Genomic DNA, 12,104 nt, shown 5'->3' with positions numbered 1-12,104 from the left:
ACCCACCATTGCCAGGGTGCTGGCTGCAACCAGACTTCTGGCCTGCCTCCAGGCCTTCATGCGCGGCCCTGCGGGCCGGATATGCAAACTCTGTCTCGCCATACCATTCCTCTCTTCATGTGTGTTTGATCACGGTTGAAAACTCCGACGGCCCACGCCGTCCGCCTGCGCACGCAGCCAGCACCAAGCCGCCCAAGCACGCGCACGCGCTTCTGCAGCAAAAAAATGGGCGAACGAATCCCTTCCGCATGCCCGGACGGCTGCGGTTCAAAAAGCTGAAATGGAGAAGAAAAAGGCGCCTAAGGCACGAACACCAGCCCTCGGCCGAACACTGCCCTCACCGGCAGGGCCAGCCCGGAGATATCCAGGGTCTTGCGGCGCAGCCGCGTCAGCTGCGATTCGATGCGGTGGAAGCCGTCATCCACATCGGCGTATCCCATGGTCTCGATCAAGGTCTGCTTGGCCACCATGGTTCCGGGGGTTGCCATCAGGCAGCCGAGCAATTCCAGCTCGCGACTGGTCAGGGCAATGATCTGGTGGTTGGGCGCGACCATGCAGGCCGAGAGGGGGTCAAGGCGCCAGGTCAGAAACGGTGCCGCCGCCCGGGCCGGCTGGCCCGTGTTGCGGCGCAGCTGGGAGCGGATGCCGGCCACGAGCTCGTTCATGTCGGTGGGCTTGACGAAGTACTGCAGGGCGCCGGCATTGAGGCCGGCAATGCGGCTGTCCAGATCGCCGCGCGCCGTGAGCACCACGACGGGAATCTCCTGCTCGGCCAGGCGCTTGACCAGGCTCAGGCCGTCCTCGCCGGGCAGGCCCAGGTCGACGACGACCAGATCTGCCTTCTCGCGCAGTAGCTTTATGTAGAAGTCTTCTGCAGAATCCGTGCCCCAGGCATGCAAGCCAGACTTTGTTAAAAATCGACACACATTGATACGAATATCCTCATCGTCCTCTACGACGGCGACGGTGAACTCGATCGATGGCTCTAGTGTCTGCTGCATGATGTTTGCCTATTGGTGCGCGGATTTTCATTGGGGCGAACGTCCGCCGCCATGCACGAACACTCTCGAATGCTCACAGTTCAGAGAAACACACAAAAATTTACATTTATTGCATGGATCATGGTCTCGCTCGGGTTGCTAGCATTTTTCGTGCTGAGCCCGGCGTCCATGTCTCCCCCTGACAAGGGACTGCGTCTTGGCAAGGACCTGCCCATGCAGGTGCTTGCCGATGCGGGCCGCAGCATGACCATTGAACAGGTCGCGGCCCTGCCCGATGATGCCTTCGAAACCCGGCGCACGCCTCTGAACGAGGGCTATACCCGCCATGCTTACTGGGTGAGGGTTGCCGCGCCTGCCCTTGCGCCCACAAGCGGGCTGGCCGACAACGATGCGCTGTGGCTGGAGATCACGCCCACCTATCTGGACAAGGTCACGCTCTACCAGCAGGCGCACGGCCTGTGGCAGGCGAGGGAAAGCGGTGACACCGTGCCCATGGCTCAGCGCATCCATGTGCGCCAGCTGGTGTTTCCACTGCGCGCTGGCCAGCCCTTTGTACTGCGCATCGAGACCAGCAGCGCCATGCAGCTGTACGCCACGGTCTGGCGCAGCACGGGGCTGATGGCCTGGTTGTCCAGCGTCGAGTGGGCATCGGGCGTGCACCAGGGTGTGAATCTGGTGCTGACCCTGCTGATCGCGGGCGCGGCCCTGGCCCTGCGCATGCGCAGCCTGATGGCCATGACCTTGCTGGCCTTCGTGGTGCTGACCCACAACGCCAATGTGCGCGGCTATGCCCAGCTGTGGCTGCCCGAGCCCTGGGCGCCGCATGCGGATGTCTGGGTGAGCGTGGGCGTCTTCCTGCTGCCTGCCGCCTTTGCTTGGCAGGCACGCGAGACCTTGACGCGCGGCACGGCCTGGCGCCGCATCGATCGCATGCTGGTGCTGCTGACCGTGGCACCGCTGCTGGCCGTACTCAGCATACCGACGGGGCACTACACGCAATGGGCCTGGCTGGGGGTCAGCGTGCCCTGGATGGCCAGTCTGCTGAGTGCGCTGGTGGCCTGGCAGAACCTGTTCCGCCAGGGCCCCAGTATCGTCAACCTGCTGGTGCTGATTCCCTACACGCTGCACACGGTCATGGGCATCCACGTGGCTGCGGCCTATACGGGACTGGTGTCTTCCGACATTGAGGCAGGCATGTATTGGCAGCTGGAATCGCTGCTGCTGTACATCCTCATCATCATTGCCGTGGGCGCCAGCCTGGTCGAGAAATTCCAGAACTCCATGGGCAGGCAGGCGCAGCTGGTGGAGTCGCTGGCCCGGTCGGAACATGCGCTGGAAGGACGGGTGCGCATGCGCACGGCGGAGCTGCTGCATGCGCAAAATGCGCTGCAGGCCGCCTTGCATGGCGAGCGCACCCTGCGGCTGGAGCAGCGCCAGTTCTTCAACATGGTCAACCATGAATTCCGCACGCCGCTGGCCGTGGTGGACAGCGCGGCCACCGAGCAACTGACTTTTCCGTCCACCGATATCGATTCCCAGCTGGAACGCGCAGCCCAGATACGCCGCGCCTGCAGGCGCCTCACGGCCCTGGTGGACAACTGCCTGGTCAGCGACCGACTGGACGCGCCTGCGTTCCGGTTGCAGCTCGACCGGGTGCCCGTGATGGACCTGATCGACGATGCCGTGCAGCTCGTGCACTGGTCGCGCCGCCACCATCTGAAGCTGGAGACTGCGGGCATCCCCGCCTCCTGGGAATGCGATCCCACCCTGGTACGGATCGCCCTGTCCAACCTCGTGGACAACGCCGTGAAATACGCCCAGGCCGGAGAAATCGCCGTATGCGCCCGCCTGGACGCACAGGGCAGGCTGGAACTCACCGTCAGCGACGAGGGCCCTGGCCTGGCGCCCGAGTTGGCGCAGCGCATCTTCGAGTTGCACGAGCGCGGAGAGCGTTCGGACCAGACCCGAGGCTTCGGCCTGGGGCTGTGGGTGGCCCGGCGCGTGGCCCAGATGCATGGCGGCGATGTGCAGGTCACGCCAGCTCCGGGCGGCGGCACCTGCTTCACGCTGACGCTGCCCAGCAGCATTCCCGAAGACAGCGGCCTTGCCACAGCTGCAACACAGCCCGCCTCGCCATGCGTATCCTGAACCTGCTGCGTATCCTGAACCGGCTGGCGCTGCCGGGCTGGCTGGTGTTTTCGTTGGTGCTGGTGGTCTGCTTCATTCTCAGCCCGGCCTGGCAGTCCCTGCCGGCAAAACGCCTGCAGCTGGGCACGGACCTGCCCATGCTGGCGCTCGTCGATGCCCAGGGCAACTTCAACATCGATCAGGTGGCAGCCCTGCCCGATACGGCCTTCACCCTGCTCGATACACCGCTGAACAAGGGCTATACGCGCGATGTGTATTGGCTCAAGGTGCAGGCGCCTCACATCGCAGCCGGCAAGGCAGACCCCGAGCACGATCCGCTGTGGCTGGAAATCCTGCCCAGTTACCTGGACCGCGTTGCGCTCTACCAGCACGTGGACGGCGCATGGCGCATGCGCAGCAGCGGTGATACGGCCACCGACGAACCGCGCGTGCACGTTCGGCAGCTGGTGTTTCCGCTGTACTCGGGCCAGCCCTTCATCCTGCGCGTGCAGACCTCCAGCCCCATGCAGCTGGACGCCACGCTCTGGCGCAGCAGCGGTCTGATGACGCAGTTCTCGGCCGTGGAATGGGCATCGGGCATCCACCAGGGCATCAACCTCATGCTGGCCCTGCTGATCATCGGCGCTGCCCTGGCCCTGCGCCTGCGCAATCTGGCCGCCATGGCCGTGGCCGCCATCGCCGTGCTGATCCACGGCGCCAGCGACCGGGGGTACCTGCAGATCTGGCTGCCCGACCACCTCGCGCACTGGGGCCATCTGTGTGTCAGCCTGGGTACCTTGATGCTGCCCGCCGCCCTGGCCTGGCAGATGCGCGAGCTGCTGACACGCGACACACGCTGGCGGCGCATGGATCGGGCCTTGCTCGCCCTGGGAATCATCCCGCTGCTGTGCCTGCCCAGCATACCGCTGGGCCGCTACCAGGACTGGGCCTGGATAGGGGTTGGCGCGCCCTGGGCCATCAGCGCACTGTTCGCCGTGGTGGCATGGAGCAATCTGCTGCGCGAGCGTGCCAATCTGGTCCATGTGCTGATGGTGGTTCCCAGCACCATGTATGGGCTGATGGGCCTGTATGTGACAGCGGCCTATGTCGGCCTGACCAGCCTGCCGACCATAGAAACCAGCGTGTTCTGGCAGCTCAACACCTTGCTGGTCAACATCGTGATCACCGTGGCCGTGGGCGCCGGTCTGATCCAGAAATTCCGGGACTCCATGGCACGCCAGGCACAGCTGCTCGAGTCCCTTGCCAAGTCCGAGCATGCGCTGGAAGAGCGTGTACGTCTGCGCACGGCCGAGCTGCTGCGTGCCCAGAACGCACTGCAAGCGGCACTGCACAGCGAACGCACGCTGCGGCTGGAGCAGCGCCAGTTCTTCAACATGGTCAATCATGAATTCCGCACGCCGCTGGCCGTGGTGGACAGCGCGGCCACCGAGCAGCTGTCCTTTCCCTCGCCCGACATCGACTCCCAGCTGGAACGCGCAGCACAGATCCGGCGCGCCTGTAGGCGCCTGACCGCCCTGGTGGACAACTGCCTGATCAGCGACCGCCTGGATGCTCCCGCATTCCGGCTGCAATTGCACCGCGCTCCCGTCATGGAGCTGGTCGATGATGCCGCGCAGCTTGTGCACTGGTCACGCCGCCACCACCTGAACCTGGACAGCGCCAACGCGCCCGCCACATGGGAGTGCGACTCCACGCTCACCCGCATCGCCCTGTCCAACCTCGTGGACAACGCGGTGAAATACGCCAAGGCCGGAGAAATCGCCGTGCGCGCGCGCACCGACGAACACGGCCGGCTGGAACTCACTGTCAGCGACCAGGGCCCGGGTCTTGCACCCGAGCTGGCGCAACGCATCTTCGAGCGCTTCGAGCGCGGCCACCGCGCGGACCAGGCACGCGGCTTCGGCCTGGGCCTGTGGGTCGCACGGCGCATTGCGCGCCTGCATGGCGGCGACATACAGGCAGCGCCATCAGCCCAGGGCGGCACCAGCTTCACGCTCACGCTGCCACCGCGCCCCTTGCCCACACCGCAGGCCAAGACCTTGCAGGCATCAGCTTGAAACATGGCCGGGCGAAGAATCCACGATAATGAAAAGTTCGCCACTGGCGTGGCCTGCCGGCACATGCCGCAATCAACGCCCGCCTCTCCTTGGCCATAAACACACACCTGTCCATGAGCGCTACTTCCATCCCCGCCGACATCAACCGCAAGCACCTGGAAATGGCTCGCCAGCAGATCTCCAACGGCGATCTGCAGAAGGCCGCACTGACTCTGAACAAGGCCCATCGCAAGATGCCAGGCGATGCCCGTGTCTTCATGCTGGCCGGGCTGATGGCAGAAAAGGCCGGCAACCCGGCCAAAGCCGAAGAGGCTTTCGATCGCTGCGTTGAACTCGCCCCGATGTGGGGCCCGGGCCTCCTGGAAACGGCCCTTTATCGCGCACGTCGCGATCAGTTCGATCTCGCCATTGAAATGGCGGAAAAGGTGGCGCGTATCGAGCCCCGCAATCCGCAGGTGCTTGCGGGCGTCGTGGACATCGCGCACCGTGCCGGAAATCATGAAATGGCTGTCCTGCACCTGCGCCGGGGACTGGAGCTTTTTCCAAACGATGCCATGCTGCGGCAGCATCTGGCCGCTGACCTGGGCGAATTGGGAGAACACACCGAGGCACTCCAGATTTGGAACGCCCTGGTGGATGAATTCCCGGAACAGCCTGTCTACAAAATGGGGCGCATCAAGGTTCAAATCGCACGCGGCGAACCCGCAGCGGCCCTGGACGATATCCGCACCCTTGAGGAAAAATTCCCACAGGACGCCACACTGGCTTACTACGCGGCACTGGCACGGGCCGAGACTCCCCAACATATTCCGGTGGGAATGCACCAAGCCATGTTCGACGAGATGGCCGAGCGCTTTGACAGGCATCTGGTTCTCGGCCTGAACTACCAACTGCCGAAAATCGTTGCAGGGCAATTGATTGCTCGCCACCCGGAGAAGGACTTCAACCTGCTGGATCTGGGCTGCGGTACCGGCCTGCTGGGGCTGTTCCTGGGTCCGATGCAAGGCTATCTGATCGGTGTGGACAGCTCGCTCAAGATGATTGAGGAAGCCGCCAAACACGGTGTCTATGACCGTTTCCACAATGTGGACCTGTTGAGTGCGCTTCAGAACACGCCAGCCAATGAATACGATGTACTGACCCTGCTCGATGTGCTGATCTACATTGGCGACCCCCAACTGGTCATCCCCAATGCCGCACGCATTCTCAAGACGGGTGGCGAACTTATCTTCTCCTGCGAAACCGCATCGGAAGACGGTCCCGACCTGGTCCTCCAATCCAGCCAGCGCTATGCCCACAAGCGCAACCATATCGAGGCACTGTGCAAGCAAGCCGGTTTCAGTGTGTCGACGGAAGAACTGGTGCTGCGCCAGGAAGGTGGCGAGCCGGTTCAGGGCTTTGTCGTGACGGCAACCAAGACCGCTGCCTGACGGGCCATCAAGCCCACGCCACCTCGTGCGTGGGCGCACCACCGCCCTCGGCGAATCCGTCCCGTGCCCAGCGCGAACTCCGGGGCACGTGCAGCAGCAGGAACTCCATCTGATCGGCCAGGATCCGTCGGTTGCGCAGGATGAAGTCTTCCCAGAGGCTGGGTACATAGGGCGTGTAGAGCAGCGGCATGCGCGCCTGCTCTGGCGTGCGGGCACCCTTGCGGTGATTGCAGGAGCGGCAGGCCGTCACCAGGTTCATCCACTGGTGGCCTCCCCCTGCGGAGATAGGCACGATGTGCTCGCGCGTGAGGTCGTTTTCATGGAACACGCGGCCGCAATAGGCGCAGATGCAGCGGTCGCGTGCGAACAGCTTGCCATTGGTCAGGCCCGGCTGCAGGCTGTGCGGATTGATGGCAGGCGCACCGCGCGTGCCGATGATGCTGTTGATGTGGATGACCGACTGGCAGCCCGTGACGGCATTGTGACCACCGCGGAAACAGGCGACCTCTCCGCCGGACTCCCAGCGCACATCGTCCGCCGCGTAATGCAGCGCCGCCTGCTCCAGCGTGATCCAGGATTGGGGCAGCCCTTGGGCCGACAGCTTCAAGACCTTCACGACACGCCTCCTCTGACACCAAAGTGAACGGGAATGCAGCCAGTGCACAGGGCCTGCAAGGCAGGCCTTATCGAGGCAATATACTCTGTTTCCATGTCGGATTGACAGCCTGAGCTGGCTGCGCGCGTGCCAGCCGCTATTGAAAACAAAGCGTCCCATGAAGATTTTTCGAGGCTTCAACCATCCAGGGCGGGAATCGGCCTGTGCCGTCACCATCGGCAATTTCGATGGTGTCCATCGCGGTCACCAAGCCATGCTGGCCCTGCTGTCGGCCGAAGCTGCACAGCGCGGCGTGCCCAACTGCGTGCTGACCTTCGAGCCCCATCCGCGCGACTATTTCGCCCAGACCCTGGGACGGCCTGAAATCGCGCCGGCGCGCATAGGCACGCTGCGCGACAAGCTGTCGGAGCTGGAGCGCTGCGGCGTGGACCAGACCGTGGTGCTGCCCTTCAACCAGACGCTGGCCAGCCAGTCGCCGCAGGCCTTCATCGACGAAGTGCTGGTGGCGGGCCTAGGCGCGAAATACGTGCTGGTTGGCGACGACTTCCGCTTCGGCACCCAGCGTGCGGGCGACTACGCCATGCTGGATGCGGCAGGCCAGCGCCAGGGCTTTGACGTGGCCCGCATGAACAGCTACGAGGTGCACGGCCTGCGCGTGTCCAGCACCCATGTGCGCGCAGCCCTGTCCGAGGGGCGCATGCAGGACGCAGCGCGGCTGCTGGGCCATCCCTACACCATCTCCGGCCATGTGGTGCACGGCCGCAAGCTGGGCCGCAGCCTGGCCGAGAGCCGCCAGGGCGCGGGCGACGGCTTTCGCACGCTGAACCTGCGCTTCAACCATTGGAAGCCCGCGGCCAGCGGCATCTTCGCCGTGCTGGTCCATGGCCTGAATGAACGACCGCTGCGCGGCGTGGCCAACCTCGGCGTGCGCCCTTCCCTGGACCCGACGGATGTCAACGGCGGGCGCGTCCTGCTGGAAACCCACTGCCTCGATTGGCCCGGCGCGCCGGGAGGCGAAGAGGCCTACGGTAAAATCATCCGCGTGGAACTTCTGCACAAACTGCACGACGAGCTGAAGTACGACAGTCTCGACGCCCTCACCGCCGGCATCGCCAAGGACTGCGATGACGCGCGCGCGTTCTTCGCCACCATCCACACACCCATCTACACCGAGACCCGTCGCCAGACCACGCGCGACCGAATTTGACGCTCTCCGTCACCTGCCCGGGCGCGGGTGCGCACCAGGCTTCCATCCCCTTTTTCCGTGCCTGGACCAGACGGTCCGGGCTCTGGCCTGCTTTCAAGGTTCTCCATGTCTGATTCGAAAGTCTCCCCCAACGCCAATGCGGGCTATCGCGCCACGCTGAACATGCCCGACACGCCCTTCCCCATGCGCGGCGACCTGCCCAAGCGCGAGCCGGGCTGGGTCCAGGAATGGGAGGACAAGGGGCTCTACAAGAAGCTGCGCGACGCGCGCCACGGTGCGCCCAAGTTCATCCTGCATGACGGCCCGCCCTACGCCAACGGCAAGATCCACATCGGCCACGCGGTGAACAAGGCGCTCAAGGACATGATCGTCAAGAGCCGCCAGCTCGAAGGCTTCGACGCGCTGTACGTGCCGGGCTGGGACTGCCACGGCCTGCCCATCGAGAACGCCATCGAAAAGCTGCATGGCCGCAACCTGCCGCGCGACGAGATGCAGGCCAAGAGCCGCGCCTTCGCCACCGAGCAGATCGCCCAGCAGATGGTGGACTTCAAGCGCCTGGGCGTGCTCGGCGACTGGGACCATCCCTACAAGACCATGAACTACGCCAACGAGGCCGCCGAGCTGCGCGCCCTGAAGCGCGTCATGGAGCGCGGCTTCGTCTACCGCGGCCTCAAGCCCGTGTACTGGTGCTTTGACTGCGGCTCCTCGCTGGCCGAGTTCGAGATCGAATACGCCGACAAGCAAAGCCAGACGCTGGACGTGATGTTCCCCACGGCCGAGCCCGACAGGCTGGCGGCCGCCTTCGGCCTGCCCTCGCTGTCCAAGCCAGCCTTCATCGTCATCTGGACGACGACGGCCTGGACCATCCCCGCCAACCAGGCGCTCAACGTCAACCCCGAGCTGGAATACAGCCTGGTGGACACCGAGCGCGGCCTGCTGATCGTGGCCTCGGCCCTGGTCGAGAAGTGCCTGGCACGCTGGAAGCTCGAAGGCCAGGTCGTCGCCACCGCCGTGGGCAGGAAGCTGGACCACCTGCAGTTCAAGCACCCGCTGGCCGATATGGACAAGGGCTTCGACCGCGTCTCGCCAGTGTTCCTGGCCGACTACGCCACGGCCGATGACGGCACCGGCATCGTGCACTCGGCCCCCGCCTATGGCGTGGACGACTTCAACAGCTGCATGAACAACGGCATGACGCGCGAAGACATCCTGAGCCCCGTGCAGGGCAACGGCGTCTACGCACCCGAGCTGCCGCTGTTCGGCGGCCAGCACATCTGGAAGGCCACGCCCGTCATCATCGACGCGCTCAAGCTGGCCGGCCGCCTGATGGACACCAAGACCATCACCCACAGCTACCCGCACTGCTGGCGCCACAAGACGCCCGTGATCTACCGCGCCGCAGCCCAGTGGTTCATCCGCATGGACGAGGGCGAGGGCGTGTTCACCAAGCCCGGCGACAAGCCCGCGCAGACGCTGCGCCAGATCGCACTGGAAGCCATCGAGCACACCCAGTTCTACCCGGAGAACGGCAAGACCCGCCTGCGCGACATGATCGCCGGCCGCCCCGACTGGTGCATCTCGCGCCAGCGCAGCTGGGGCGTGCCCCTGCCCTTCTTCCTGCACAAGGACAGTGGCGAGCTGCACCCGCGCACCATGGAGATCATCGACCAGGCGGCCGCCATGGTCGAGCAGGGCGGCATCGAGGCATGGAGCCGCGTGACGGCCGAGGACATCCTGGGCGCCGAGGAGGCCGTGCACTACACCAAGAGCACCGACATTCTCGAAGTCTGGTTCGACTCCGGCTCCACCTTCTGGCACGTGATGCGCGGCACGCACGCCGAAATGCACCACGACCAGGGCCCCGAGGCCGACCTCTACCTGGAAGGCCATGACCAGCACCGCGGCTGGTTCCATTCGTCGCTGCTGCTGGCCTCGGCCATCTTCGGGCGCGCGCCCTACCGCGGCCTGCTGACCCACGGCTTCACCGTGGACGGCCAGGGCAAGAAAATGTCCAAGTCGCTGGGCAACACCGTCGCCCCGCAGGACGTGAGCAACAAGATGGGCGCCGAGATCATCCGCCTGTGGGTGGCCTCGACCGACTACTCGGGCGACCTGGGCATCGACGACAAGATCCTGGCCCGCGTGGTGGATGCCTACCGCCGCATCCGCAACACGCTGCGCTTCCTGCTGGCCAACGTCAGCGACTTCGATGCTGCGCAGGACTCGGTTCCCACCGAAGAGCTGCTGGAGATCGACCGCTGGGCCCTGGCCCGCGCGGCCCAGTTCCAGGCCGAGCTGCTGGCCCACTACAAGGTCTATGAATTCCACCCCGTGGTGGCCAAGCTGCAGCTGTTCTGCTCGGAAGACCTGGGCGGCTTCTACCTGGACGTGCTCAAGGACCGCCTGTACACCAGCGCGCCCAAGAGCCTGGCCCGCCGCAGCGCTCAGACCGCCCTGCACCAGATCACGCATGCCATGCTGCGCTGGATGGCGCCCTTCCTGTCCTTCACGGCCGAGGAGGCCTGGAAGGTCTTCGGCGACAGCGAGTCCATCTTCCTGGAGACCTACACCGACCTGCCGGCTGGTGACGAGGCCCTGCTGGCCAAGTGGGCGCGCCTGCGCGAGATCCGCGACGTGGTGAACAAGGACATCGAGGCCGTGCGCACCGAAGGCCGGGTCGGCTCCTCGCTGCAGGCCGAAGTCAGTGTCTCGGCCCAGCCCGAAGACCTGGCCCTGCTGCAAAGCCTGGGCGACGACCTGAAGTTCGTCTTCATCACCTCGGCGGCCGAGGCCCTGGCGGGTGAGGCCCTGCAGGCCGCCGTCACACCCAGCAGCCATGCCAAGTGCGACCGCTGCTGGCACTACCGTGCCGACGTGGGCATCAACCCCGAGCACCCCAGCCTGTGCGGCCGTTGCGACAGCAACCTGCACGGCGCTGGCGAAGAGCGCCACAAGGCGTAATCAACCCCTGAGGCGCTGCCATGACCCCTACCTTTGCTGCGGTCCCCGAATCCCGCAACAGCCGCATCTGGCCCTGGCTGGCCTGGTCGCTGGCGATCATCGCCATTGACCAGCTCACCAAGCAGTGGATCCTTGGTGCCTACCAGCTGGGCGACTGGACGCCGATCACGGGCTTCTTCAACATCGTGCGGGCCCACAACACGGGCGCGGCCTTCTCGTTCCTGGCCGGAGCGGGCGGCTGGCAGCGCTGGCTGTTCGTGGGCATCGGCGTGGCGGCCACGCTGCTCATCGTCTGGCAGTTGCGCAAGCATCCGGGGCAGAAGCTGTTTTGCTTCTCGCTGGCCAGCATCCTGGGCGGCGCCATCGGCAACGTGGTGGACCGCCTGCAGCACGGCTACGTGGTGGACTTCCTGGACTTCTACTGGGGCCGTTCGCACTTTCCGGCCTTCAATGCCGCCGACATCGCCATCAGCGTGGGGGCGGCCCTGCTGATCCTGGACGAGGTGCTGCGCGCACGGCGGGCCAAAAGAACCTGATACCCGCCGCGGCGCACGCCACGACAGCCAGCCCAGCCCCTCCTGCGAGGGGCTTTTTCATGGAGGCTGCCGCCAACTGCGTGCCGACGGGCTTTCTCCTCGGGTTTTCCTGAGTGCGTTTTTGGTCAACCGAAATTCTTTTTGATTC

General features: G+C 65.0%; 8 protein-coding genes. 6 read left to right on the top strand and 2 right to left on the bottom strand.

The features are described from left to right. Positions 1-299: 299 nt before the first annotated feature. Positions 300-1,001, bottom strand: a complete 702-nt coding sequence (locus LGR64_RS03240) for a response regulator transcription factor (RefSeq protein WP_013800907.1) — start codon at positions 999-1,001, stop codon at positions 300-302. Positions 1,002-1,169: 168 nt separating this feature from the next. Here LGR64_RS03240 and LGR64_RS03235 point away from each other — a divergent pair, with 168 nt between their 5' ends. The 3 genes from LGR64_RS03235 (at position 1,170) to LGR64_RS03225 (ending at position 6,636) form a co-directional block, all read left to right on the top strand. Then, positions 1,170-3,149: a sensor histidine kinase gene (locus tag LGR64_RS03235; RefSeq protein ID WP_141834946.1), complete on the top strand. Its 1,980-nt coding sequence runs from the start codon at positions 1,170-1,172 to the stop codon at positions 3,147-3,149. Further along, on the top strand, positions 3,137-5,206 hold the full coding sequence (locus LGR64_RS03230; protein WP_141834949.1) for a sensor histidine kinase: 2,070 nt from the start codon (positions 3,137-3,139) through the stop codon (positions 5,204-5,206). Before LGR64_RS03235 ends, LGR64_RS03230 begins: the two co-directional genes overlap by 13 nt. A gap of 113 nt (positions 5,207-5,319) precedes the next feature. Then, positions 5,320-6,636, top strand: coding sequence for a tetratricopeptide repeat protein (locus tag LGR64_RS03225; protein WP_141834952.1), 1,317 nt, complete (start codon positions 5,320-5,322; stop codon positions 6,634-6,636). A 7-nt stretch (positions 6,637-6,643) separates the two neighbouring features. Here LGR64_RS03225 and LGR64_RS03220 read toward each other — a convergent pair whose 3' ends face one another. Beyond that, on the bottom strand, positions 6,644-7,252 hold the full coding sequence (locus tag LGR64_RS03220; protein ID WP_097201504.1) for an HNH endonuclease: 609 nt from the start codon (positions 7,250-7,252) through the stop codon (positions 6,644-6,646). A gap of 157 nt (positions 7,253-7,409) precedes the next feature. Between LGR64_RS03220 and LGR64_RS03215 the strand changes: the two genes are divergently transcribed. The 3 genes from LGR64_RS03215 (at position 7,410) to lspA (ending at position 11,956) form a co-directional block, all read left to right on the top strand. Continuing rightward, complete coding sequence (locus tag LGR64_RS03215) at positions 7,410-8,459, top strand: bifunctional riboflavin kinase/FAD synthetase (protein WP_230354975.1); 1,050 nt, start codon at positions 7,410-7,412, stop codon at positions 8,457-8,459. Positions 8,460-8,564: 105 nt separating this feature from the next. Then, entirely contained in the window at positions 8,565-11,420 is a 2,856-nt protein-coding gene (gene ileS / locus LGR64_RS03210) for an isoleucine--tRNA ligase (protein WP_230354974.1), read from the top strand. Positions 11,421-11,440: 20 nt separating this feature from the next. Then, entirely contained in the window at positions 11,441-11,956 is a 516-nt protein-coding gene (lspA, locus tag LGR64_RS03205) for a signal peptidase II (protein ID WP_012207183.1), read from the top strand. Positions 11,957-12,104 lie beyond the last annotated feature (148 nt).

Source organism: Delftia sp. Lp-1, assembly GCF_020523835.1.
GTDB classification, from domain to species: Bacteria; Pseudomonadota; Gammaproteobacteria; order Burkholderiales; family Burkholderiaceae_C; genus Comamonas; species Comamonas acidovorans.
Note: the sequence above shows the minus strand (reverse complement) of the source record. Positions and strands in the feature narration are given on the sequence as shown.